The organism is Micromonospora sp. DH13, from assembly GCF_020873825.1.
Taxonomy (GTDB): domain Bacteria; phylum Actinomycetota; class Actinomycetes; order Mycobacteriales; family Micromonosporaceae; genus Micromonospora; species Micromonospora haikouensis.
Genome location: NZ_JAHWGR010000007.1, coordinates 26939 through 51282, shown reverse-complemented (window position 1 = coordinate 51282; position 24344 = coordinate 26939). Strand labels below are relative to the sequence as shown.

The window sequence follows — 24344 nt, the reverse complement described above, 5'->3', positions numbered from 1 at the left end:
GGAGCGCCCGTCAGCGGGCGTCGACCAGCGGCAGGGCCTTGCCGACCCCGCCGCCCGGCAGCGCGATCGAGGAGAAGTGCGAGACCACCCGGTCGTCGGTCGGGTCGTCGGCCGGGGTGTGGTGCACCGCGAGCCGGCGGTAGAGGGTGTCCCGCTGGGCGGGGATGCGGTCCGCCGAGCGGATCATGCCGATCAGCTCGTGCAGGTTGGACCGGTGCCGCGCGCCCGCCGAGGAGATCACGTTCTCCTCCAGCATGATCGAGCCGAGGTCGTCCACGCCCATGTGCAGGGCGAGCTGGCCGACGTCCTTGCCGGTCGTCAGCCAGGACGCCTGCAGGTGCGGCACGGTCTCGAAGAAAAGCCGGGACACCGCGACCAGGCGCAGGTATTCCAGCGTCGTCGCCTGGGTGCGGCCCTTGAGGTGGTTGTTCTCCGGCTGGTACGTCCACGGGATGAACGCCCGGAAGCCCTTGGTGCGGTCCTGCACGTCGCGGATCATCCGCAGGTGCTCGATCCGCTCGGCGGCCGTCTCGCCGGTGCCCATCATCATCGTGGCGGTCGACTCCAGGCCCTGCCGGTGGGCCAGCTCCATGACCTCCAGCCAGCGCGCGCCGGACTCCTTGAGCGGGGCGATCGCCTTGCGCGGCCGGTCCGGCAGCATCTCCGCGCCGGCCCCGGCGATCGAGTCGAGCCCGGCCGCCTTGATCCGCGCGATCGCCTCGTCGAGGCTCACGCCGGACACCTTGGCCATGTGCAGGATCTCGCTCGGCCCGATGGAGTGGATGGCGAGCTGCGGGTACGCCTGCTTGACCGAGGAGAACAGCTCCTCGTAGTACTCCACGCCGTAGTCGGGGTGGTGGCCGCCCTGGAGCATGACCTGGGTCGCGCCCAGCTCGACCGCCTCGCCGCAGCGGCGCAGGATCTCCTCGGTCGGGTGGGTCCACCCCTCCTTGTGCTTGGGCGCACGGTAGAAGGCGCAGAACTTGCACGCCGTCACGCAGACGTTCGTGTAGTTGATGTTGCGGTCGATCAGGTAGGTGACGATGTTGTCGGGGTAGCGCCGCCGGCGCACCGCGTCGGCCGCCTCACCGAGGGCGTGGAAGGGCGCCTCGGTGTAGAGCAGCAGGGCCTCCTCGGGCGTGATCCGCCCGCCGTCCGCGCCGCGTTGCAGGATGTCGTCGATCTCCCGGCTCACCGTCACGCCTCCGAGCGTACGCCGGGCAGCCGTTCAGGCCCGCAGGGGTGCGCGCCGCCGTGACGCGTCCCGCACCCGGACTCTGCCGGAGATCCACGCCAATCTTGGACAGTTCCCGTCAGCTCCGGACGGGAACTGTCCAAGGTCCAGGGGGTTCCGCGAGCGGGGCGACGGCCGGGGCCGGTCGGTCAGGCCCGGCCCGGCAGACCGGCGACGAAGGTGGTCCAGGCCCGCCGGTCGAAGGCCAGCACCGGCCCGGCCGGATCCTTCGAGTCGCGTACGTCCACCGCCCGCGCGCCCGTCGCCACCTCCACACAGTCACTGTCGGATCCGCTGCGGGACGACTTGCGCCACGTCGCTCCGCAGGGGTCAGGCGTCGTCATCGGAGACTCCCTCTCGCTCGTGCTCCGCCGCGATCCGCGCGACGATGTCCTTCGAATCGGCTGGGCTCAGGGCGACCGCAGCCAAGGCGTCCGCCGCTCGGCGGAACACGGCCACCTGATCGGGCTCCTCCAGGAAGACGCCCGAGATCTTGTGCTCCAAGTGCACCACGGATGGATGACGGTGGAAATCGAACAGGACAGAACCGCCATCCAGGCCGGTGTGTCCGCCGCACGCGAGGGGCACCACCTGAAGGCTGAGGTTGGGCCGCTCGGACAGCTCGATGAGGTGTCGAAGCTGACGAGTCATCAGCTGATGACCGCCGAGCGGCCGGCGCAGCACGGTCTCATCGATGATCATGTGCAGCTCTGGCGGATCGTCCCGGGCGAGGATCGCCTGACGCGCCAGCCGGGCAGCCACGCGTGTCTCCACCTCCGCCGCACCGACGTCGCAACCCTTCATCAGGGCGATGGTGTACTCGGGTAGCTGGAGCAACCCCGGCACCAGCAGCGGCTGCCAGCTCACGACCCGCGTCGCCTCGGCTTCGAACAGGTTGAAGGTGCGCGACCAGGCGGTCAGACCCGTCCCATGGGTCTCCCACCAGCCCTTGTCACGGGATCGCTCAGCCATCGCCAGCAACCGCTCGCGCTCCTCCCCGACCACGCCGTAGACGGCCAGCAGCGCGGCGACCTCCTCCACCCGAACGCCCTGCTGGCCGGTCTCGATCCGGGAGAGCTTCGACGGCTGCCAGCCAAGTTGGACAGCCACCGACGCCCCCTTCAGCCGCCTCCCCCGACGTAGCTGCCGCAACTCGCCGCTCAACCCGCGTCCGGCCACCGACGGCACGCTCTGCTTCGCCACCGACACCCCTTACTGAGAGCTATTGACACGGGACCCTACGCGAACCATCATAATCGCAAATTGCGATTCGAGTGAGCAATTTGCGACCGATTGCGAAGGACTCTCGAAGTGGACACACTCGGCACCAGGCCCGCCCCACCTCCTCCCACCTGGCTGCGGCCGTACGATCCGGCGGACTCGCCCGGCCCCATCCCGTCGGTGATCGAACGCTTCCGCCGACGGCGGCGGGACGAGCCGGAGCCGCCCACCGAGGCGGAGCGGGAGGCCGCCCGCTACACGGTGGTGCTGGTGCCGCCCGCTGCGGCCGAGGCGCTCGGCGACGACCGAGGCGAGGTCGGCCTGCACCTGTTCTGCGACGACGACTGGGATCACCAGCCGGCGCACCTGGACGACGCGGCCAAGATGATCGGGGAGGCCTGCGGCGAGCCGGTCGTCCTCACGGAGCACCACTCGGACCTCACCTACTGGACGGCACACGTACGCAAGGGTTGAAGCCCGCGTCGCACCCCTCGAAAAGAGGAGATCTTGGAAGAATGAGGCCCCTCCAGGGGCCGGAATCTTCCAAGATTCACCCCGGCCCCGGCCCCAGCCCCGGCCCTGGCCCGGGGCGCGGCACGGGCCGGGCACGGGCCGGCCGCACCGTCCAGACCTTGGACACTTGCGGTCAGCTCCTCGCAGCAACTGTCCAAGATTCGGAGAGCCACGCCCGGCGTCGGGTCAGGGCGGTGATGGGGAAGTCGTACCAGGACAGTTCGAGCGGCGAGCCGGTCGTCCCCACAGGGCACCACTCCAACCTCACCTACTGGACGGCACACATACGCGAAGGCGCCTGACCACCCGCAGCCTGAAACGCCTCCATGATTCCTGCATGCTGTACGCGACGCCGAGGCTGACCAGCGAGGACCACCGCGTCTTAGCCGAGCTGGAGACAATGCGGGAGGCCCTTAGCTGCCGGGCCGCCGAGCCACGCCGGCGGATCAGGCACCTGAGCAGGTCCCTGATCGCCCACGCCATCCAGGGGTCCAACTCGATCGAGGGCTACCAGGTCGGCCTGGACGACGCCGTAGCCGCGGTGACCGGGGAAGACCCGATGGAGACCAGTCCGGGCACCTGGGACGTCATCACCGGATACCGGGACGCCCTCACCTACGTGCAGCAACTGGGGCATTCCCGGGAGTTCGCCTGGCATCACATGCTCCTCAACGCCCTGCACTTCATGATGATGCGCAACGAGCTGGCCAAGTGGCCGGGTCGGTACCGCCCCGGCGACATCTACGTCGACGAGGCCCACACTGGCCGACGCGTTTACACGGGGCCCGACGCCGACGAGGTGCCAGCCCTGGTCTCCGAGCTGGTCGACTGGCTCGCCGACGGAGAGCCCGAGAGCCCACTCCTCGTGCGCGCATCGATGGCGCACCTGAATCTGGTCAAGATCCATCCATGGCGCGACGGGAACGGGCGCATGTCGCGGTGCCTGCACACCCTGGTCCTGGCCCGCGACGGCGTCCTGGCCCCCGAGTTCTCTTCCATCGAGGAGTGGTTGGGCAACGGGCGGAACACCTACGCCTACTACGACGTGCTGGCCGAGGTGGGCGGTCCGAGCTGGCAGCCGGCCAACGACACCGGGCCGTGGATCAGGTTCTGCCTGAGCGCCCACCACCAGCAGGCGCAGTTGGTCCGGCAGCGCCTCGACCAGGCCGCCCGCCTGTGGGAACTGCTCGACGACCGGGCTCGTCAGGGCGGGCTCCCCGAGCGTGTGGTGAGCGCCCTACAACTCGCGGCGACCGGCGGCCGGGTCCGCCGCACCGTCTACCAGCGCGACGAGGCCCTGACCGACGACCAGGCAGTTCGTGACCTTCGCGCTCTCGTGAGAGCGGGATTCCTTCGGCAGAACGGTCAGACGCGCGGCAGGTACTACGTCGCATCGACCAGTTGCGCGAACTCGCCGTCCCCGCGCTCCAGCCCCGGGAGATCACCGACCCGTACCGGCACTGATGGTCCTCGACCACTGGCCATCCTCGGCCTGCATGAAACATCGGAACCACATTCGCAAGATCGGGATATGACATCCTTCATGATTTGACACGTTGTTAGCGGCTCGCCAACATGATGCGGTGATACGTCGCTGGGGAGGAAGGCATGAGCGAGGAGACCGCTTCGGGCATTGCTGCCCGTTGCCGGGCCAACGGCGGACTAACGGAGGCCACCCTCGGCGAGTTACGGGACGAACTTGGCTACCGAAAGCTCGGCCGTTGGGTACTGGCGGAGATCGCCGAGACGCTCAGGACGACCGGTCTCGGCTTCTTCCCGCCAGACCGGCTCAGAGCAGAACTGAATACCGAGCCACGTCAGTGGCAGACGGTCTGGATCTACGACCGCGATGGCGGACCACGGGCACGAATGATCGATGCCGTGCTTCAGCCTGACGACTGCGACGTTCGAGGAGAACTTGAAGCCCTCGGCACCAAGAACCTGGCGGGGCTGACCCCTCGGCAGAAGCTGGAAAGGATCCGAGACATCGTCAACGCCTGAACCGAGATTGTCGGCCCATGCAGGGAAAGGCCTGACCCGGTGAACGGGCACATCTTTGTAGACGAGACGAAGGAGCGAGGCCTCCTCGTTGTCGCCGTCGCCGTGCTCCCGTCGGACCTGACCGCTGCCCGCCGGACGATTCGCAGCCTCATACTGCCCGGACAGCGACGAATCCACTTCCACAAAGAGCGAGACGACAGGCGACGGCAGATCATCGACGCCATCGACACGCTCTCCGCCCAAGCTGTCATGTTCGACGCCAAGCGCCACACCAATGCCAGGGCGGCTCGCGAAGCCTGCCTCGTCGAGCTTGTGGAACATTCCGCGAAGATCAATGCTGCCCGGCTCATCCTGGAACGGGACGATTCAACCTTCCTGGCCGATCAGCGCCTGCTCTTCGAGCAGGTCAGAAGGGCAGGCATAGCGGGCACGTTTCGCTATGAACAGATGCGAGCGCATGAGGAATGCCTGCTCGCCGTTCCCGATGCGTTGGCTTGGTGCTGGGCCAAGGGCGGACGATGGAGAAGCTCCGTCCGACACATGATCAGTGAGTTGCGGCAGGTCTGACAGGGTCAGGAAACGCGAAACCCGGCCCACCCACCGTCCGGAAGGCTGCCGGGTCCACTTCCAGAGGCTACTGCCCCTGGCAGGCACAGCTTACCTTCGGCCGAAGCTTCCGGACAAGGAAATGGGCCAGGCAGCACAGTCGATCGTGAAGGTGTCGGTGGTCGGGGTGCAGCAGCTGCCCGAGATCAGGCATAGTCGCGCCCGTCTGGTGCCGGGTAGCGCGTCAGCGGAGGGTGAGGTCGGTGGCGGGGAAGTCGTACCAGGACAGGTCGAGCGACGATCCGGCCTGCGGCGCCACCGGGAACACGGCCCAGCTGGCCAGCTCGCGGCCGGGCGCGAGTTCGATCGACTCGCCGGGCCGGGTGGAGCAGTAGGTGCTCTCCGGGCGCACCGTCCTGCCGTCGGCGAGGGTGAGCAGCACCAGCTCGCGGTCCTCGGCGACGGGCGAGCACTCCAGCGCCCAGGGGGTCGCCGAGCCGTTGCGGTAGCGAACGTTCAGCCGCAGCTTGCTCCCGGTGACCTCGGCGCTGACCAGGGTGACCGTCATCGACGCCTGGTCGTAGAAGGTCCGGTCGAGCCGGTACGTCCGCGACCCCCCATCCGAGGAGCCGGAGGAACCCGACGAGACCGTGGGAGCGCCGGACGACGGACGCGCCGGCCGGTCGGCCGGGTCGGCTCCCCCGGTGGCCTCGGGGCCGCCCGTCTGCCGGCCCGCGTCCCCGCCCGCATCAACGGTGCTGCCGGCGTCCACGGTGCGGTCCGCCGTCGCACCGTCGCCCCGGGTGGCCAGGTAGGTGCCGCCGACCGCGCCGACGACCGCCACGACGGCCAGTACGACGACCAACGTGCCGACGTGCCTCTTCTCCATCATTGCTCCCACTCCGGCCGGCGCTGCTGCCGCGACCGTAACAAAACCCGGCAAGTCGCCGGCGCGGCCGACCTCACCGTCGCGCCCGCACGTTCAGCAGCACCCCGGCGGTACGCGCCAGCGCCGCCATCCGTCGAGGCCGTGAGACGACCGCCGCGCGGGTACGCAGGCAGTCCAGCACCACGTCGGCAGCCTGGTCCACCGAGAGCATCATCGGCTTGACCCGCGCCTTGGCCATCTTGGTGTCCACGAAGCCGAACCGGACGACGCTGACCCGCACCCCGTGTGCCCGCAGGGCCCCGCCCAGCCCCAGCAGGTACGACGACATCCCGGCCTTGCCCGCGGCGTAGCCGGGCGCCTCGGCCGAGGGGGCCACGTCGGCGAGGCTCGACAGGCCGACCACGTGCCCCGCCCGGGCGCGCACCATGGACGGCACCACCACCTCCATGGTGCGCGCGGCGCCGACGAGGTTGACCTCCAACGCCCTGGTCTGCGCGGCCAGGTCCGCCACGTCGAAGAAGTCACCGATGCCGGCGGCGTAGATGCAGACCTCGACGCCGCCGAGGGTGTCCAGCGCCCCGGCGAGGACCTCGCGGTAGCCGGCATCGGTGACGTCGGCGCGGTGGTGCTCGTAGCCGCTGGACGTCAACGGGCTGCTGCTGCGCGACAGGCCCGCCACCGTCCAGCCGTCGTCCAACAGGCGGCGGGTGACCGCCAACCCGATGCCGTCACTGTTACCGACCACGATGGCCCGCTGCTTGTCCACGCCGCCTGTCATACCAGCACGGCGCTCACTCCACGAAGCCGCCAGCGGCCCCGCCGCGCCGGCTACGCGTCGTAGTCGACCGTGAGGGTGTCGGTGGTGGGGGTGGACTGGCAGGTCAGCACGTACCCGGCGGCGACCTCGTCCGGCTCCAGGGCATAGTTGCGGGCCATCGTCACCGCGCCGGAGACCACCTTCGCCCGGCAGGTCGAGCAGACCCCGCCCTTGCACGCGTACGGCAGCTCGCCGCGCACCCGCAGCGCCGCGTCGAGGACCCGCTCCTCGCGGCCCATCGGGAACGTCGACGCCCGGCCGTCGAGCACGATCGTCACCTCGGCGTCCCCGGTCGGCCCGGCGGGGCGGCGCTGCGCCGGGGCGGGCGTGTCGTCGACGTGGAACAGCTCCGCGTGCACCGCCGACTCCGGCAGGCCCCGCGCGGCGAGCACCGCCTTCGCGTCGACCACCATGCCGTACGGGCCGCAGAGGAACCACTCCTCGATCGCGTCGCCCGGCACGATCGTGCCCAGCAGGCGGCCCAGCCGGTCGGCGTCGATCCGCCCCGACAGCAGCGGCGACTCGCCCGGCTCCCGGGACAGCACGTGCACCAGGTGCAGCCGCGTCGGGTAGCGGTCCTTCAGGTCGGCCAACTCCTCGGCGAACATCACCGAGTTCGCCGTGCGGTTGCCGTACACCAGGGTGAAGGTGCTGGCCGGCTCGACGGCCAGGGCGGTGGCGACCAGCGCGAGCACCGGGGTGATGCCGGAGCCGGCGGCGACCGCGCCGTAGCGGCGGGCCCGGCCCGGGTCGAACGTCGTGGTGAAGTGCCCGAGCGGGGGCAGCACCTCGACGGTGTCGCCGTGCCGCAGCACCGAGCAGGCGTAGGCCGAGAACGCGCCGCCGGGGATCTCCCGCACCCCGATCCGCAGCCGGCCGTGCCGGGCCAGGTCGTCGGGCGTCGAGCAGATCGAGTACGACCGCCGCACGTCGGCATCCGCAGGGCCGGTGCCGGCGGGCAGGCGCACGGTGAGGTGCTGGCCGGCGGAGAACGCGAAGAGCGCCCGCAGCTCCTCCGGCACGGCGAAGGTGATCGCCACGGCGTCGGCGGTGAGCCGGTCGACGGCGGCGACGGGCAGCGGGTGGAAGGCCGGCCGGCGGCGGACCGGGCGGGTGATCGTGACAGTCACAGCGCCTTCAGGTGGTCGAAGGGTTCACGGCAGGCGCGGCAGCGCCACAGGGCCTTGCACGCGGTGGAGCCGAACCGGCTGACCTGCTCGGTCTCCGCCGACCCGCAGAGCGGGCAGCGGACGGCGAGGGTCAGCGGCACGACCGTGCCGGCCCGGGTCGCCGGGGCGGTGCCGGCGTCCCGGGTGGCCGGCGGCGGGGCGATGCCGGCGGCGGCCAGCTTGGCCCGGCCGGCGGCGGAGATCCAGTCGGTGCTCCACGCCGGGCTGTAGACCGTGCGGACGTCGGCGTCGGGGTGCCCGGCGGCGGCCAGCGCCCGCCGGATGTCGGCCCGGATCACGTCCATCGCCGGGCAGCCCGTGTAGGTGGGGGTGATGGTCACGGTGACCCGGCCGGTGGCCGCGTCCCGGTCGACCGCCCGCAGGATGCCCAGCTCGTCGATGGTGATCACCCGGATCTCCGGGTCCACCACCGCCGCCACGGCGTCCCTCGGGTCTACCACGTCGCCCCCGGGTGGGCGCGGTGCAGCACCTGCATCTCCGCCAGCAGGTACGACAGGTGCTCGGTGTGCACGCCGTCCCGCCCGCCGGCCGGGGCCCAGCCGTCCGCCGGCCGGGTCAGGGTCGCCTCGGCCAGCACCGGCCCGACGTACGCGTCGAAGTCGCCGCGCAGGCCGGCCGGGTCGACCGGCGCGCCCGGCCACGGCGCGAACAGCTCGTGCGCGTACGGCCAGACCTGGTCGACGGCGGCCTGCATGCGGCGGTGCGACTCGGCGGTGCCGTCGCCGAGCCGGCGCACCCACAGCGCGGCGTGGTCCCGGTGGTACGCGGACTCCTTGCGCGCCTTCGCCCCGATCGCGGCGAGCCGCTCGTCGGCGCACCCGGCCAGCGCGGAGTAGAGCGGGAGCTGGTAGGCCGACAGGAACAGCAGCTTCGCCATGGTCACCGCGAAGTCGCCGTTGGGCAGCTCGACCAGCAGGCAGTTGCGGAACTCCCGGTCGTCGCGCAGGTACGCCAGCGCGTCCTCGTCGCGGCCGGCGCCCTCCAGCTCGCCCGCGTAGGTGAGCAGGAGCCGGGCCGCGCCGAGCTGGTCGAGGGCGATGTTGGCCAGCGCGACGTCCTCCTCCATCTCCGGGGCGCGGCTGGTCCACTCGCCGAGGCGCTGCGCGGCGACCAGCGCGTCGTCGCCGAGGGCGAGGGCGAAGTCGAAGGGACTCCTCACAGGTGGGCCACCCCGTCCGGCACGTCGTAGAAGGTGGGGTGGCGGTAGACCTTGTCGGCCGCCGGGTCGAAGAAGGCGTCCTTCTCGTCGGGGCTGGACGCGGTGATCGCGGCGGCCGGCACCACCCAGATCGACACGCCCTCCTGGCGGCGGGTGTAGAGGTCCCGGGCGTTGCGCAGGGCCAACTCGGCGTCGGGGGCGTGCAGGCTGCCGACGTGGGTGTGCGCCAGCCCGCGCCGGGCCCGCACGAAGACCTCCCACAGGGGGGACGTGCTGTCGGTGCCGCTCATGCCGCAACCGCCTCTCGCGCAGTCGACCGCTTCGCGGCGTACGCGGCGGCGGCCTCGCGGACCCACGCGCCCTCGGCGTGGGCGCGGCGACGGTGCTCCATCCGCTGCCGGTTGCACGGGCCCTCGCCGGAGATCACCCGCATCAGCTCGGCGTAGTCCGGCTCGGTGAAGTCGTACGCCTGGCGCTGCTCGTTCCAGCGCAGGTCGGGGTCGGGCAGGGTGAGGCCGAGGATCTCCGCCTGCTGCACGCACATGTCGACGAAGCGCTGGCGCAGCTCGTCGTTGGAGAACCGCTTGATCTTCCAGGCCATCGAGCGGGCGGAGTGGGTGGAGTCGCCGTCGGGCGGGCCGAACATGGCCAGCGACGGGTACCACCAGCGGTCCACCGCGTCCTGGGCCATGGCCTTCTGCTCCGGGGTGCCGTGGGCCAGGGTGTGCAGGATCTCGTAGCCCTGGCGCTGGTGGAACGACTCCTCCTTGCAGACCCGGATCATGGCCCGCGCGTACGGGCCGTACGAGCAGCGGCACAGCGGCACCTGGTTGACGATCGCCGCGCCGTCGACCAGCCAGCCGATCACCCCCACGTCGGCCCAGCTCAGGGTCGGGTAGTTGAAGATCGAGCTGTATTTCTGCCGCCCGTCGAGCAGGAGCTGCACCAGCTCGTCCCGGCTGACGCCGAGGGTCTCGGCGGCGGCGTACAGATAGAGGCCGTGTCCGGCCTCGTCCTGGACCTTGGCCAGCAGGATGGCCTTGCGCTTGAGCGAGGGGGCGCGGCTGATCCAGTTGCCCTCCGGCTGCATCCCGATGATCTCGGAGTGCGCGTGCTGGGCGATCTGCCGGATCAGCGTCTTCCGGTACGCCTCGGGCATCCAGTCGCGGGGCTCGATCTTCTGGTCGGCGTCGATGACGTCGGCGAAGTATGCCTCCAGGTCGGCGTCCGGGCCGGGGCCGCCGCCGCGCTGCCGGGTCGCCGCCGCGCGCAGCGCCGCCTCCGCCGCCGCCACCTCGCCGAGCAGGCCACCGCCGGGCGCGTCCTCCGGGGCGGAGAAGTCGTTGCCATACATGCCGACAAGTGTTACAGCTCGCGCCAGCCCACACCAGAGGGTGTCACAGGTTTCCGAAAGCACCTTCCGTCACGAGTCGACCCCTTTTCGTATTGCCGCAGGCCAGGGCGCAGGTATGACATGGCTCACTAAGCGGAGATGAATCCCCCCAAGGCTGGCATAACAGGCCACAATCCCGCCTTCATAGCGACTTGACAGGCGTCGGTTCCTGGCGTGTCGGCCATCCGGACGTAGACTTTCCCGGTCACACCGACCGGCTGCGGACGACCGCCGGGCGTATGACGCGGGCCACTTCCCCCGGCCCCCAGCGATCAGGACGAACCAGTTCGGAAAGCAGTCGGTCCCCCGGCCCCTGACATCTGGAGCTCATCCACTCATGCGACCTCGCGTGGCCATGGTGTTCGCCGTCGCGGCGATCCTCCTCGGCAGCGCCATGCTGGTGCCCGCCGCGTACGCCAAGCTCTCCGGCGACGACGACGGCGGATCCGGCGGGAGCGGCATGCAGATCGTGGCGGCCCCCGAGCCGACCGCCCCGCCGCCGCCGACGCTCGCCGCCGCCCCCGTCTCGGTGAACTTCTCCGGCGAGTTCTTCTCCTGGGCCCTGCTGGACCGCGAGAGCGGCAGCATCTCCGGCTCGAAGAACCTGGCGTCGACCAGCTCGACCGAGTCGATGATCAAGGCCTGGATCGTCGCCGACTACCTGCGGCAGCTCGGCGACAAGGAACCCTCGCCCAGGATGAAGCAGATGGCGAGCCTGGCCATCCGGGACAGCAACGACGGCGCCGCGGACGCGGTGTGGGGTGCGGCGGGCGGCTCGTACAGGGTGTATCCGAACGGCCAGCTGAACCCGGTGCTCAAGCGGGCCGTCGACATCTGCGGCCTCACCGACACCAAGCGCGGCAACGTCGCGGGCTACGTGGGCTACTGGAGCTTCACCCGGATGTCCCCCCGCGACGCCGTCCGGCTCGGCGACTGCATCGCCAGCGGCAAGGCGGCCGGGCCGAAGTGGACCACGTGGGTGCTGGACGAGATGAGCAAGGTGCGCGGCAGCGTCAAGGAGCAGCGCACCACGTCCGGCGGCGGCAAGTGGGGCATCGTCGACGGCCTGCCCGCCGAGATCAAGGCCCAGGGGCCGGTCAGCATCAAGAACGGCTGGACGCCGTTGAACTACGACGGCAACTGGCACGTGAACTGTCTTGCGGTCACCGAGAAGTGGAGCCTCGCCGTCATGTTGCGCTACCCGCAGAAGAAGGGGCTGTCGTACGGCGCGAAGGTCTGCGCCAGCGTCGCCACCCAGCTGGTCACCCCGCAGCCCGGCGCCGCCCTGAAGGTACCGCAGCAGCCGATCGGCAAGCTCTGATGGCGGGCAGCCGCCGCCGGGCCGGCGGTGGAGGTGCCGGGCGGGGCGAGACGTCGCCGCTGCGGCTGATCGCGATCGCGGCCGTCCTGATCGGGCTGGTGCTGGTGTCGCTGCGGCTGCTTCCCGGCTCGCCGATGGCGTCGACCGCCGCCGCCCAGTGGGGCGACGCGTCCGCGCCCGTCGACCGCGCCGCCGGAGCGGCCTCGGACCGCAAGTCGCGTCCCACCGCCTCGCCCAGCCCCTCCCCGACGCTGGAGCCGCTGCCGTTCGCGGACAAGCAGATCGACCTCGACATCGAGGGCTGGTACGCCTGGAGCGTCCTGGACACCCGCACCGGCAAGATCATCGGCTCGAAGAACATGGACGAGACCAGCACCACCGCGTCGCTGATCAAGTCCTGGATCGTCGCCGACTACCTGCGGCGCACCGACGAGCAGGGGCAGAAGCCCAGCGACGCCAAGCTCGCCGACGCCACCCGGATCATCCGCGACAGCGACAACACCCGCGCCGAGCAGTTCTACAACACCGTGGGCCGGTCCGCGTCGATCAAGCGGATGATCTCCATCTGCAAGACCACCGACAGCAGCCCCGCCGCCGACGGCGGCTGGAGCCGGACGAACCTCTCGCCCCGGGACACGGCGCGCCTCGGCGCGTGTATCAAGGACGGCCGGGCGGCCGGGCCGGAGTGGACCAAGTGGCTGATCAACGAGATGCGGCTGGTGCGCGGCTCCGGTGACTTCGGCATCCGCAAGGCGTTCCCGGCGGCCGAGCAGAAGAAGATCGCCATCAAGAACGGCTGGATCGACCGGACCCGCGAGCAGGAGATGCACATCAACTGCCTGGCCATCGGCGACAACTGGACGATGGGCGTGATGGTCCGCTACCCGATCAACATGGGCTACGAGTACGGCATGAAGAACTGCCAGAAGATCACCGAGGCGGTGCTGCGCTCCGGCACCTGACGGGTGCCCGTGACCGCCGTCGGGCGGCGGCGGTCACGGCGTACGTCTGGTGGTCGGCCTCAGCCGGCGAAGAACCGGGGGCCGTCCGCCGGCAGCGGCGGGGCCTCGCCGATCTCGGCGGCCCGGCGGGCGAACTCGCGCAGCCCGGCCACCTGCCGCTCGCCGAGCGAGAAGTCCAGCGCCCGGAAGTACGTGGCCAGGGTCGCGGCGTCGAACGACTCCCACCGGGCGGCGGCCTCGGCGACCTGGTCCAGCTCGGCCAGGCACAGGTCGCGGGAGCGCAGGAACGCCTCGTGCACCTCCTTGACCAGGCCGGGGTGGGCGGCGGCGAAGTCCCGGCGCACCGCCCAGACGGCGAAGACCATCGGCAGCCCGGTCCAGTCGCGCCAGGCCTGCCCGAGGTCGGTGACCTCCAGCCCCCGCTGCGGGGCCTCGTACAGCGCCCGCAGCGCCACGTCGCCGATCAGCACCCCGGCGTCCGCCTCCAGCAGCATCTGCGTCAGGTCGGGCGGGCAGCGGAAGTAGTCGGGGTGGACGCCGTACCGCTCGCCGAGCAGCAGCCGGGCGAGCAGCACGCCGGTGCGCGACGTCGAACCGAGGGCCACCCGGCCGCCGCCCAGCTCGGCGAGGGGCTTCGTGGACACCATGTTGACCGAGAGCACCGGGCCGTCGCTGCCGACCGCCAGGTCGGGCAGGAGCAGCAGCTCGTCGGCGTGGCGCAGGTATTCGACGTGCGAGATCGGCCCGATGTCCAGGTCACCGGCGACCAGAGCGGCGCTCAGCCGGTCCGGCGAGTCCTTGTGCAGGTCGACGTCGATCAGCGCGCCGGAACGCATCAGGCCCCAGTAGATCGGCAGGCAGTTCAGGAACTGGATGTGTCCGACCCGGGGACGGGCGATGCGGTCAGCCATGCTGCGACCGTATCCCCGCCGCGGGACACGGTCTCAACGGGCGGGCCCCGGAGTGGCCAATCCCGCACCCGGGGCCCGTGCGCCGGGCCCGGGCGGCCCGAACGGCTCGACCGCCGCCCGGGTGGGGCGGCGGTCGAGCCGGGTGACCGCACCGGCGAGTCGTGCGGGGCGGCGGGCCACCGGCCGCCGTCCGCGCCGGGGGTGGCCCGGCGCGGGCGGGTGGTGCGGGCGGGTCAGCTTCCGACGTAGAGCAGCCGGTTCGGGGAGCCGGCGCCGGGGTTGACGACCACGTTGGGCGTGGCGGCGGCGACGATCGCCGCGTTGACCGTGGCGGGGCTGGCCGTGGGGTTGTTCCGCAGGTAGATCGCGGCGGCGCCGGCGACGTGCGGTGCGGCGAACGAGGTGCCGCTGCCGGTGTAGGTGGCGGTGTCGCTGGTCCGCCAGGCGGCGGTGATGGAGACACCGGGCGCGAAGAGGTCGAGCGCGGTGCCGTAGTTGGACCAGCTCGCCCGGGTGTCGGTCTGGTCGGTCGCGCCGACGGTCAGCGCCTCGGTGACCCGGGCCGGCGAGGTGCCGGTGGCCGGTACGCCGGAGTTGCCGGCCGCGATGCTGTAGGTGACGCCAGCGGCGATCGACCGGCGGACCGCCGCGTCGAGAGTGGTGCTGGCACCGCCGCCGAGGCTCAGGTTGGCCACGGCGGGACGGGTCGCGTTCGCGGTGACCCAGTCGATGCCGGCGATGACGCCGGCCGTGGTGCCCGAGCCGCTGTTGTCGAGCACCCGAACGCCCACGACGGTGGCGTTCTTGGCCACGCCGTACGCGGTGCCGGCGGCGACCGAGGCGACGAAGGTGCCGTGTCCGTTGCCGTCGTCGGCGTTGTTGTCGTTGTCCACCGCGTCGTACCCGCTCACCGCCCGGCCGCCGAAGTCCTGGTGGGTCACCCGGACGCCGGTGTCGACGACGTAGACGCGCACCCCGTTGCTCGGCCCGTAGGTGAAGGACCGGTTGAGCGGCAGGTTGCGCTGGTCGATGCGGTCGAGCCCCCACGAGGGCGGGTTCGTCTGGGTGGCGAGGGCCCGCACCCGCTGGTCCTGCTCCACGTAGGCGACGGCGGGATCGGCGGCCAGCCGGCGGGCCGCCCGCTCGGTGAGGTGGGCCGACCAGCCGTTGACGGTCCGGCCGTAGACCCGGTCGACCCGGCCGTTGCCGTAGCGCGAGGTGATGGCCTCGGCGCGGGCCCGGTCGGGCCGCTGGCCCTCCTTCAGCACCACGAGGTAGCTGCCGTCGACGGCGGTGGGCCGGTCGGCACCGAGGACGGTGCCGGTGGCCGGGGTCGCCGCTGCCGGGTCGACCCCGGCGGTGGCCAGCAGCGCGCCGGCGAGGGCGGCGGTGCCGAGGGTGCCGATCCAACGGCGGGTGACGTACGGGGTGAGCCTCACTGGGCTGCTCCTTCCTGGGCCGGTCGACGGCGTCGACCGGCGGCCTCCCGCGCCAACGGGATGTGTGGGGCGGAGGGCCTTCGTGGTACGTCGGGTTCGACGTGCCCACCACGCTAGGGATCGGACAGCCATCGAAGGTTGCCATCTATTGAGGCGATTGTTGTCAATGGGTTCCTTTCGTAACAGGGACGGAACATCCTCGCGCGCCTCGCCGGTAATAGCATCGCCAGGATGGACAAGTAGGTATGTTTATCCATCGACGCTCGTCTTCCCAGGATCCCCGCAGCGGACGATGATCTCGCTATCGATAGATGCGAGTGCATCTCGTATTGGGGAGGTCATGTTGAGATCAGCCCTAGCGCTGGCCGGCGTCACCATGCTGGTCGGCAGCGGTCTCGTGGTCACCACCACGAGCGCGTCCGCCGCCCCGCCATCCACCCCGGGGCCGGCGCTGGTCGCCGCCGCCGACACCGCCCTGAAGGAGCACTCCCGGGCCGTCAGGTCCTCGGCGAAGGACCGCTACGCGGTGCACAGCAGCAAGCGGGACGCCGAGGGCCGGGGCACGGTCCGCTACACCCGCACGTACGACGGGCTCCGCGTCTACGGCGGGGACGTCGTCATCCGCACCGAGGCCGACGGCGACTACGCGGGTAGTTCCGTCGGCCTGGCCGCCCCGCTGAGCCTCGCCACCGCCCCGAAGGTCAGCGCCGCGAAGGCCCGCAAGGCGGCGATCGCCGAGTTCTCCGGCCGGGTCACCGGCACCGGCGCGGCGGAGCTGTTCGTCGACGCGAGCAGCGGGACCGGACGGCTCGCCTGGGAGACGGTGGTGACCGGCTGGGCCCCGGACGGGCAGACCCCCTCGAAGCTGCACGTCATCAGCGACGCGCTGACCGGCGCCCGGATCGGCTCCTTCGACGAGGTCGAGTCCGTCGTCGGCACCGGCAACAGCATCTACGCCGGCCCGGTCCCGATCGACACCACCCTGTCCGGCTCGACGTACAACATGATCGACCCGACCCGGGGCAACGGGCGCACCTGCGACATGAACAACGGCACCTCGACCTGCACGACCTTCACCGACGCCGACAACGTGTGGGGCACCGGCGCCGCCTCGAACCGGCAGTCCGCCGCGGTCGACGCGCACTTCGGCGCGGCCACGACCTTCGACTACTTCACCGAGGTGCACGGCCGCAACGGCATCTTCGGCAACGGCACCGGCGTGCCGAGCCGGGTGCACTACGGCAACGCGTACGTCAACGCCTTCTGGGACGGCGCGCAGATGACCTACGGCGACGGCGCGGGCAACGCCCGGCCGCTGGTCGCCCTCGACGTCGCCGGCCACGAGATGTCCCACGGCGTCACCGAGAACGTGGTCCCCGGTGGCCTGACCTACTCCGGTGAGTCCGGCGGCCTGAACGAGGCCACCAGCGACATCTTCGGCAACATGGTGGAGTTCTACGCGAACACCCCGGTCGACCCCGGCGACTACCAGGTCGGCGAGAAGATCAACATCAACGGCAACGGCACCCCGCTGCGCTACATGTACGACCCGACGCTGGACGGCAAGTCGCACGGCTGCTGGTCGAGCAGCACCAACGGCCTCGACGTGCACTACTCCTCGGGCGTGGCCAACCACTTCTTCTTCAACCTGGCCGAGGGCTCCGGGGCGACCTCGTACGGCACCTCGCCGCTGTGCGGGTCGGCCGCGCCGGTGACCGGAATCGGCCGGGAGAAGGCGGAGAAGATCTGGTTCCGGGCGCTCGACGCGTACTTCGTGTCGAACACCCGCTACGTGAACACCGCGCAGCCGACCAACACCGCGCGGCTGCACACCCTGTCGGCCGCCACCGACCTGTACGGCCTCTGCAGCACCGAGTACAAGGCGGTGATGGCGGCCTGGACGTCGGTGAACGTCACCGGCACCGAGTCGTGCGCGGCCAACGACTTCACCGTCTCGGCCACCCCGGCGGCGCTGACCCTGGACCCGGGCACCTCGGGCACCGCCACGGTCGGCACCACGGTCATCCGGGGGACCGCCGAGGAGGTCACCTTCACGACCGGCCCGCTGCCGGCCGGGGTGAGCGTGTCGTTCGCGCCGTCGTCGGTCACCGCCGGCGGGTCGACCACGGTCACGGTCAGCGCCGCCGCCACCGCCGGCAGCGGCACGGTGGCGATCACGCTGGTGGGCACCTCCCCCTCGGTGGCCCGGACGACCACGCTGAGCCTGACGGTGAACGGGCTGCCGGGCTGCTCCGGCAGCAACGGCACCGACGTCGCGATCGCCGACAACTCGACGGTGGAGAGCACCATCGTGATCAGCGGCTGCGCGGCGACCCCGTCGACCACGAGCAAGGTCGAGGTGCACATCGTGCACACCTACATCGGTGACCTCGTGGTCAGCCTCGTCGCGCCGGACGGCAGCGTGTACACGCTGCAGAGCCGCTCCGGTGGCAGCACCGACAACATCGACCAGACGTACACCGTGAACCTCTCCTCGGAGGTGGCGAACGGGAGCTGGCGGCTGCGGGTCCAGGACGCGGCGAGCCTCGACACCGGTTACCTCAACAGTTGGAGCCTGAACCTCTGACCTCGGCACGGCGAGCGGGCCATCCGGGTCTCCGGGTGGCCCGCTTCGTGTGCCGACCCCGATGAGCGGCACAAGCAAGCCGGTCGTGGGTGCCCCACCGCCGGCCACTACCCTGAGGCGGTGCGATACCAAGAGGTCGAGACGGCCATCCAGCAACTGATCGACGCCGCTGGCGAGGACGACCTGCACGCCTTCGGATTGGCGACCATCACCCGCCTGACCACCGCCGACCTGGTGGACGAGGCCGACGAGGACGACCTCGACGAGGACGCCCAGGCGGCGCTGGCCACCGCTCTGGAGACCGTCGCCACGGCCGACGCGAGCGAACTGCGGGCCCTGCTGGACCGCATCGACGAGGGCACCCTCGCCGACGGCGACATGGACCCCGGCCTGCTGATCGTCCTCACCGCGCTCGAACACTGGACCACCTACCTGGAGGAGCACCGGCGCGGCGAGCTGTACGAGCTCGCCATCCGCTCCCTGGAGGAGGTCGACTACCGGGTCTCGGCCGCGCTCGACGACTTCCTGGCCGAGCCGGAGATGGCCGCCGAGTACGCGCGGATCCGGCAGTTGCTCACGGCGTAGACCCCGCCGCGCGGGCCGCCCCGCGCCGCTGCCCCGGTCCGTTCGCGGACCGTTCGGCGCGGGCCGCCCGGACGACGGGGACGGCGAACGCGGCCACCGCGAGCAGCCCCACCGTGCCGCACGCCGCCACCAGCGGCCGGGGGTCGGCCAGGTCGAGCAGCAGGCCGCCGGCCGCGAGACCGACCATGCCCGCGCCCTGCACGGCCGCGCCGAAGACGGCGTACGCGCGGCCCCGCGCCGCCTCGGGCACCCGGCGGGCGAGCAGCACGTTGCAGACGACGTTGTTGCCGCCGTTGAGCAGGCCGCCGAGCAGCCAGATCGGCACCAGCAACCAGGCGGACGGCACGGCGGCGGAGACCAGGACCGCGAGGCAGCACCCGCCGAGCAGGAGCAGCCCCACGCCGAGCAGCCGACCGTCGTCGGTGAGCCGGCGGGTCAGCGGGGCGAGCGCCCACGCCCCGGCCACGATGCCCAGCGGCCAGGCCCCGGTGACCAGCCCGTAGACGGTGGTGGAACTGCCCAACGTCTCGCGGATGAAGAACACCTCGATCACGTTGATCGCCCCGACCGCGCCGACCACCCCGGCGAGCGAGGCCACCATCGCGAACAGCAGCCGGTCCGGGCGCAGCCGCCAAGTCCGGGCCGGGCCGTCGGGAGTCGGCGTCGAGTGGGCGTCGTCGGCCGGGCGGGGTCTGGCGGGCGGGCGGGCGCCGCCCCGGCGGGTGCGGATCAGCAGGCCGGCGGCCACCAGGGCGAGGTAGCTGGCGGCGTCCAACAGCAGCGGCACGCGGGTGCCGAACTGCCCCACCAGCAGCCCGGCCAGCGCCGGGCCGGCCAGCGCGCCGAGGGTGCCGGCCGTCTGGTTGAGCGCGCTGGCCCGGGGCAGGTCCCCGGGCGTGACCATCGCCGGGACGAGGGCGGCGAGCACCGGCTGGGTGACCGCGAGGCCGGCGGCCAGCAGCGCCACCAGGCCGATCGCCAGGGCCGGGTGTCCGGCGTACGCGAGGGCGAGGCAGATCGCCGCCTGCACGATGCCGGCCGCGACGAGCAGGGTGCGGGAGTCCACCCGGTCGGCGAGCCGGCCGGTCAACGGGGCGAGCGCGACGAGCGGCAGGCTGGCGGCGATCAGCAGCCCCGCCACGGCCGGGCCGCCGGCCCCGGCGGACTGGAGGGCGAGGGTGAGGGTGCTCGCGGCCAGGAAGTCACCGCAGCTGGAGATGCCCCGGGCGGCGGTGGCGAGCCAGACGTCGGGCCAACGCGACCGACCAGGTGTGAAGGACATACTTCGAAAGTAATCCTTCACACCTCGGCCGGGCAATCCCCCGTCGCCACCGGTTCAGTCCACGGGCACCGACCGGTACTGGACGGCCACGGGACGTGCCCCGTCCGGCGGGTCGGTCCGCACCCGACGCCGATAGGGCGCCATCAGGTCCTGGACCGCCTCGTTGAGCGCCAGCAGCTCCTCGGCGGTGAGCAGGAGCACGCTGTCGCTGAACCACCCGGCCCGGTACCACTCCGGCGGTTCCTCGGGCCCCCGGCGGAACCAGTCCCGGGTACGCTGCGCGTCCCGGGCGAGGTGCGCCTCCACGAGGGCCAGCTCGGCCGCCCGCGCCTCGGAACCGGCCGTCTGCCCCGCCTCCACGTTGTACGACGGACTGAACGCCCGCCACACCCGCTCCCGGGCGTCCCCCCGGCTCGGGGCCTGCTCGACCAGCCCGAACTTCGCCAGCGCGCGCAGGTGGTAACTGGTCGCGCTCGGCGACAGGCCGGCGATCTCCGCGCACTCGGTGGCGGTGGCCCCGGACTCGATCGAGGCGAGATGTTCCATGATCGCGAGCCGCGCCGGGTGGGCCAGGGCCCGCATCACCTGCGGATCGCTGATCGTCACCCGCTGCCGCTCGGGCGGTGCCTCGCTCATGCCCCCATGATCCCGCCCGCCACCCGCGCCTGCCATCGACCCCGCCGCTACGCTCGGCGGCGGCACCTCGACGGCGGCGCAGAGCGCGACCGCCGACCCGGTGCCGAGCGAGGCCCCCACGATGGACACCGCAACTCCCGACGAAGCCACCGCACCAGGCGACCCGGTCGCCTCCGACGATCCGGCCGCGCCCCGGAGCGCCGTCGAGATCGCCGAGCTGGTCAACGCCGGCCGGCTCCGCCCCGTCAACGTCGTCGAGGCGACCCTGGCCCGCATCGGCACCGCCGACGCCACGCTGCGGGCCTTCCGCGAAACCTGGCCGGAGCAGGCCCGGCACGCCGCCCGCGAACTGGAACGCGCCCTCGCCGCCGGACCGCTGCCGCTGGCCGGCGTGCCGCTGGGCGTCAAGGCCACCGAGGGCGTCGACTCGCTCCAGACCCGCCGGCTCGTCGCCGCCGGCTGCATTCCGGTCGGGGCCACCGCCGTCCCCCGGGGCACGCCCTGGCAGACGTGGGGCCACACCGACCGGGGCCCCACCGCCAACCCCTGGCGCACCGACCGTACGCCCGGCGGGTCGTCGGCCGGGTCGGCAGCCGCCGTCGCCGCCGGGCTCGTGCCCCTGGCCACCGGCAACGACGGGGCCGGTTCGGTGCGCATCCCCGCCGCCTGGTGCGGGGTCGTCGGGATCAAGCTCACCAACGGGCGGCTGCCCGCCATCGACGCCGCCGGGCTCAACGCGCCGGGACCGCTCGCCCGTACGGTCGCCGACGCCGCCGCGTACCTCGACGCTCTTCTCGGCACCCGGCTCGCCGGGCATCTCGGCCCGGCGGGTGGCGGGCCGCTGCGGGCGGTCTGGTCGGCCACGCTCGGCCACGCCGAGGTCGACCCCGACGTCGCGGGGCCCGCCCGCGCCGCCGCCGACCGGCTCGCCGACGCGGGTCTCCTCCGGTTGGTCGCGCACGACCTGACGCTCGCCGATCCCGCGCCCGCGTGGCGGGCCCTGCGAGCGCCCGGCGACCGGGCCGCCGCCGCGGACCTGCGGGCCGGCAACGACGCGCGCCTGGCGCGGCTCTTCGACCTTGCCGACCTGCTGCTCACCCCCACCACCCCCGGCGCAGCGCACGGCCACGCCGGGCCGGGCGACCGGATGAGCGTGGCGCTGACCTGGGCGTTCAACCTCAGCGGGCACCCCGCCGCAAGCGTCCCGGCCGGGTTCGCCCCCGACGGCACCCCGGTCGGCCTCCAGATCGTCGCCCGCCACCGCCACGAACACCTGCTCGTCCGCACGGCCGCCGCCCTGCAGTCCCTCCACCCCTGGCCCCTCCACCCCCACCGCCCAGCCCGGTGATCAAGAGGTTTGCGTCATCGGCGAGATCGACTCTGACGCTTTTCTCTTGATCACCGGGCTCGGGGCGGGGGTGGGGTGGGTGGGGAGTAGACTGTTTGGCCCCGCCGACGGCCGAGGTGTCCAGCACCGCAGCGGACGTCCCCGCGCCGGCCATCGTTGCCGGAAACGCGAGCGGCAGTGTTGTCCCCCGCGCCGAGGAGTAGGTCGGATGACCCCGCACGCCCCCATGTCCCTGGACACCGAACTGGCCGCCGAACGGGCCCACCTGGACGCGTCCCGCGCCGCGCTGACCCGCATGCGCCAACGCACCGAGGCCCTCTTCGCCACCGGCCACAACGTCGCCGGCGACGCGTACACGGCGGAGACCCTGGGGCGCACCCTGTCCCGCCGCGTCGCCGAGCTGGCCGACCAGCCCGACACCCCGCTGTTCTTCGGCCGGCTCACGTTCGGCGACGAGGAGCACCACATCGGCCGCCGGCACGTCACCGACGATCTCGGCGAGCCCATGGTGCTCGACTGGCGGGCCCCGGTCTCCCGGTCGTTCTACCGGGCCAGCGCCCGCGACCCGCAGGGCGTGACCGTGCGCCGCCGGTTCGGCTTCAGCGCGGGCGCGCTGACCAGCTTCGAGGACGAGCACCTGGACCGGGGCGAGGAGCTGGGCACCGCCAGCCGCATCCTCACCGCCGAGATCGAGCGCCCCCGCGTCGGCCCGATGCGCGACATCGTCGCCACCATCCAGCCGGAGCAGGACGAGCTGGTCCGCGCCGACCTGGCCGCCTCGATCTGCGTACAGGGCGCGCCCGGCACCGGGAAGACCGCCGTCGGGCTGCACCGGGCGGCGTACCTGCTCTATCTGCACCGGGAGCGGCTGCGCCGGTCCGGGGTGCTGATCGTGGGGCCGAACCGGGCGTTCCTGTCGTACATCGCGGCGGTGCTGCCGGCGCTCGGCGAGGTCGAGGTCGAGCAGGCGACCGTGGAGGACCTGATAACCCGGGTGCCGGTGCGGGCGGTGGAGGACCCGGCCGTGGCGGCGCTCAAGCACGACGCGCGGATGGCCGAGGTGCTGCGGCGGGCCGTCGAGGCCCGGATCGCCGCCCCCACCGAGCCGATCATGGTCTCCGACGGGTCGTTCCGCTGGCGGATCGGCCTCGACCCGCTGCACCGCGTCGTCGAGGAGACCCGCCGGGAGGGGCTGCCGTACGCCACCGGCCGGGAGCGGGTGCGGGCCCGAGTGGTGGGCCTGCTGCAACGCCAGGCCGAGGCCCGCCGCGCCGAGTCGCCCGGCGACGCCTGGCTGCGCCGGATGGGCAGGATCCGCCCGGTCGCCGACTTCCTCGACGCGGCCTGGCCGGCGCTCACCCCGGAGGGGCTGGTGCACGGGCTGCTCGCCGACCCGGCGGCGCTCGCGGCAGCCGCCGACGGCATCCTCACCGAGGCCGAGCAGGCGCTGCTGACCTGGGCGAAGCCGCCGCGCACCCCGAAGGCGACGAAGTGGACGGCCGCCGACGCGGTGCTCGTCGACGAGGCCGCCGGGCTGCTGGAGCGCCCCGCCGGCTTCGGGCACGTGGTGGTCGACGAGGCGCAGGACCTCTCCCCGATGCAGTGCCGGGCCATCGCCCGCCGCAGCGAGCACGGGTCGATCACGCTGCTCGGCGACCTCGCGCAGGGCACCGCCCCGTGGGCCGCCCGCGACTGGCGGGAGTCCCTGGCCCACCTGGGCAAGCCGGACGCGACGGTGGTGCCGCTGAGCGTCGGCTTCCGGGTGCCCGCCGCCGTGGTCGCGTTCGCCAACCGGCTGCTGCCGGCGCTCGCGGTGGACGTACCCCCGGCCGAGTCGCTGCGCCGCGACGGCGCGCTGGACGTGCGTACCGTGGATGACCTGGTGGTGGCGACGGTGGACGAGGTGCGGGCGGCGCTGGCCCACGACGGCTCGGTCGGGGTGATCGCCGCCGACGACGCGGTCGGCGGGCTGCGGGCGGCGCTGGCCGACGCCGGGATCGACACCGCGACCGCCGACGACGTGGCGGCCCCGGCGCGGGTCACGGTGGTCCCGGCGACGCTGGTCAAGGGCCTGGAGTACGACCACGTGGTGACCGTGGAGCCGGCGGCGATCGTGGCGGCCGAGCCGCGCGGGCTGCACCGGCTGTACGTGGTGCTGACCCGGGCGGTGTCCCGCCTGACGGTGCTGCACACCGCCCCGCTCCCCGCCCCGCTGTAAGGAAGGGCCCCCTGTTAACGCATACGGTCGAGAAGGGTCCCCTTCTTACCGGCCGGTTCACCATCGGCGGGAGTTGTGGCGATCGGTGATGA

Annotated in this window: 24 protein-coding genes; 10 read left to right on the top strand and 14 right to left on the bottom strand. The window is 72.4% G+C overall.

What is annotated here, in order from left to right; all coding sequences use genetic code 11:
• Positions 1-10: 10 nt before the first annotated feature.
• The 3 genes from mqnC to LPA42_RS09140 all read right to left on the bottom strand — a co-directional run bounded on the left by mqnC (position 11) and on the right by LPA42_RS09140 (position 2437).
• Complete coding sequence (gene mqnC, locus LPA42_RS09150) at positions 11-1201, bottom strand: cyclic dehypoxanthinyl futalosine synthase (RefSeq protein WP_077935663.1); 1191 nt, start codon at positions 1199-1201, stop codon at positions 11-13.
• A 182-nt stretch (positions 1202-1383) separates the two neighbouring features.
• Entirely contained in the window at positions 1384-1578 is a 195-nt protein-coding gene (locus LPA42_RS09145) for a DUF397 domain-containing protein (protein WP_077935662.1), read from the bottom strand.
• Positions 1565-2437: a helix-turn-helix transcriptional regulator gene (locus LPA42_RS09140; protein WP_198956416.1), complete on the bottom strand. Its 873-nt coding sequence runs from the start codon at positions 2435-2437 to the stop codon at positions 1565-1567. Before LPA42_RS09140 ends, LPA42_RS09145 begins: the two co-directional genes overlap by 14 nt.
• Positions 2438-2545: 108 nt before the next feature.
• Between LPA42_RS09140 and LPA42_RS09135 the strand changes: the two genes are divergently transcribed.
• The 4 genes from LPA42_RS09135 to LPA42_RS09120 all read left to right on the top strand — a co-directional run bounded on the left by LPA42_RS09135 (position 2546) and on the right by LPA42_RS09120 (position 5536).
• The gene (locus tag LPA42_RS09135; protein WP_077935660.1) at positions 2546-2929 is read left to right on the top strand and encodes a hypothetical protein; all 384 of its coding nucleotides are present in this window, start codon (positions 2546-2548) and stop codon (positions 2927-2929) included.
• A 376-nt stretch (positions 2930-3305) separates the two neighbouring features.
• Positions 3306-4520, top strand: a complete 1215-nt coding sequence (locus tag LPA42_RS09130) for a Fic family protein (RefSeq protein ID WP_144082518.1) — start codon at positions 3306-3308, stop codon at positions 4518-4520.
• A 56-nt stretch (positions 4521-4576) separates the two neighbouring features.
• Positions 4577-4969 carry a hypothetical protein gene (locus LPA42_RS09125; RefSeq protein ID WP_077935659.1) on the top strand — a complete coding sequence of 131 codons (393 nt, stop codon included), beginning with the start codon at positions 4577-4579 and terminating at the stop codon, positions 4967-4969.
• A gap of 39 nt (positions 4970-5008) precedes the next feature.
• Positions 5009-5536 (top strand): hypothetical protein, encoded by a 528-nt coding sequence (locus LPA42_RS09120; RefSeq protein WP_077935658.1) that lies wholly within the window; start codon positions 5009-5011, stop codon positions 5534-5536.
• A 223-nt stretch (positions 5537-5759) separates the two neighbouring features.
• Here LPA42_RS09120 and LPA42_RS09115 read toward each other — a convergent pair whose 3' ends face one another.
• The 7 genes from LPA42_RS09115 to paaA form a co-directional block, all read right to left on the bottom strand.
• On the bottom strand, positions 5760-6404 hold the full coding sequence (locus LPA42_RS09115; protein ID WP_144082517.1) for a hypothetical protein: 645 nt from the start codon (positions 6402-6404) through the stop codon (positions 5760-5762).
• A gap of 73 nt (positions 6405-6477) precedes the next feature.
• A complete protein-coding gene (locus tag LPA42_RS09110) occupies positions 6478-7170 on the bottom strand; it encodes an SDR family oxidoreductase (protein ID WP_228986483.1) in 693 nt (230 codons plus the stop codon).
• A gap of 62 nt (positions 7171-7232) precedes the next feature.
• A complete protein-coding gene (paaE, locus tag LPA42_RS09105) occupies positions 7233-8351 on the bottom strand; it encodes a 1,2-phenylacetyl-CoA epoxidase subunit PaaE (RefSeq protein WP_077935655.1) in 1119 nt (372 codons plus the stop codon).
• Positions 8348-8851, bottom strand: coding sequence for a 1,2-phenylacetyl-CoA epoxidase subunit PaaD (gene paaD, locus LPA42_RS09100; RefSeq protein WP_077935654.1), 504 nt, complete (start codon positions 8849-8851; stop codon positions 8348-8350). Before paaD ends, paaE begins: the two co-directional genes overlap by 4 nt.
• Positions 8845-9570: a 1,2-phenylacetyl-CoA epoxidase subunit PaaC gene (paaC, locus tag LPA42_RS09095; RefSeq protein ID WP_077935653.1), complete on the bottom strand. Its 726-nt coding sequence runs from the start codon at positions 9568-9570 to the stop codon at positions 8845-8847. Before paaC ends, paaD begins: the two co-directional genes overlap by 7 nt.
• On the bottom strand, positions 9567-9860 hold the full coding sequence (gene paaB / locus LPA42_RS09090) for a 1,2-phenylacetyl-CoA epoxidase subunit PaaB (RefSeq protein WP_077935652.1): 294 nt from the start codon (positions 9858-9860) through the stop codon (positions 9567-9569). The genes paaC and paaB overlap by 4 nt, the downstream gene beginning before the upstream one ends.
• On the bottom strand, positions 9857-10924 hold the full coding sequence (paaA, locus tag LPA42_RS09085) for a 1,2-phenylacetyl-CoA epoxidase subunit PaaA (protein WP_077935651.1): 1068 nt from the start codon (positions 10922-10924) through the stop codon (positions 9857-9859). Before paaA ends, paaB begins: the two co-directional genes overlap by 4 nt.
• A 376-nt stretch (positions 10925-11300) precedes the next feature.
• On the opposite strand from paaA, the gene LPA42_RS09080 reads away from it, so the two are divergent.
• Both LPA42_RS09080 and LPA42_RS09075 read left to right on the top strand, forming a co-directional pair.
• Positions 11301-12284, top strand: coding sequence for a hypothetical protein (locus tag LPA42_RS09080; RefSeq protein WP_077935650.1), 984 nt, complete (start codon positions 11301-11303; stop codon positions 12282-12284).
• The gene (locus tag LPA42_RS09075) at positions 12284-13246 is read left to right on the top strand and encodes a hypothetical protein (RefSeq protein ID WP_077935649.1); all 963 of its coding nucleotides are present in this window, start codon (positions 12284-12286) and stop codon (positions 13244-13246) included. Before LPA42_RS09080 ends, LPA42_RS09075 begins: the two co-directional genes overlap by 1 nt.
• 59 nt (positions 13247-13305) lie before the next feature.
• On the opposite strand, the gene LPA42_RS09070 is transcribed toward LPA42_RS09075, so the two are convergent.
• On the bottom strand, positions 13306-14157 hold the full coding sequence (locus tag LPA42_RS09070) for a menaquinone biosynthetic enzyme MqnA/MqnD family protein (protein WP_043961386.1): 852 nt from the start codon (positions 14155-14157) through the stop codon (positions 13306-13308).
• Positions 14158-14390: 233 nt separating this feature from the next.
• Positions 14391-15596: a S8 family peptidase gene (locus LPA42_RS09065; protein ID WP_228986482.1), complete on the bottom strand. Its 1206-nt coding sequence runs from the start codon at positions 15594-15596 to the stop codon at positions 14391-14393.
• 343 nt (positions 15597-15939) lie between these two features.
• Between LPA42_RS09065 and LPA42_RS09060 the strand changes: the two genes are divergently transcribed.
• Together LPA42_RS09060 and LPA42_RS09055 are read left to right on the top strand one after the other, a co-directional pair.
• Entirely contained in the window at positions 15940-18183 is a 2244-nt protein-coding gene (locus tag LPA42_RS09060) for a M4 family metallopeptidase (RefSeq protein WP_228986481.1), read from the top strand.
• Between the two features lie 120 nt (positions 18184-18303).
• Positions 18304-18768: a hypothetical protein gene (locus LPA42_RS09055; RefSeq protein WP_077935646.1), complete on the top strand. Its 465-nt coding sequence runs from the start codon at positions 18304-18306 to the stop codon at positions 18766-18768.
• On the opposite strand, the gene LPA42_RS09050 is transcribed toward LPA42_RS09055, so the two are convergent.
• Together LPA42_RS09050 and LPA42_RS09045 are read right to left on the bottom strand one after the other, a co-directional pair.
• Positions 18758-20050: an MFS transporter gene (locus LPA42_RS09050; protein ID WP_077935645.1), complete on the bottom strand. Its 1293-nt coding sequence runs from the start codon at positions 20048-20050 to the stop codon at positions 18758-18760. The two genes, LPA42_RS09055 and LPA42_RS09050, sit on opposite strands and share 11 nt — an antisense overlap.
• A gap of 54 nt (positions 20051-20104) precedes the next feature.
• Positions 20105-20686 carry a helix-turn-helix transcriptional regulator gene (locus tag LPA42_RS09045; RefSeq protein WP_077935644.1) on the bottom strand — a complete coding sequence of 194 codons (582 nt, stop codon included), beginning with the start codon at positions 20684-20686 and terminating at the stop codon, positions 20105-20107.
• Between the two features lie 121 nt (positions 20687-20807).
• Between LPA42_RS09045 and LPA42_RS09040 the strand changes: the two genes are divergently transcribed.
• Entirely contained in the window at positions 20808-22034 is a 1227-nt protein-coding gene (locus LPA42_RS09040) for an amidase (RefSeq protein WP_228986480.1), read from the top strand.
• 208 nt (positions 22035-22242) lie between these two features.
• The gene (locus tag LPA42_RS09035; protein ID WP_077935643.1) at positions 22243-24252 is read left to right on the top strand and encodes an AAA family ATPase; all 2010 of its coding nucleotides are present in this window, start codon (positions 22243-22245) and stop codon (positions 24250-24252) included.
• The last annotated feature ends 92 nt before the right edge of the window (positions 24253-24344 follow it).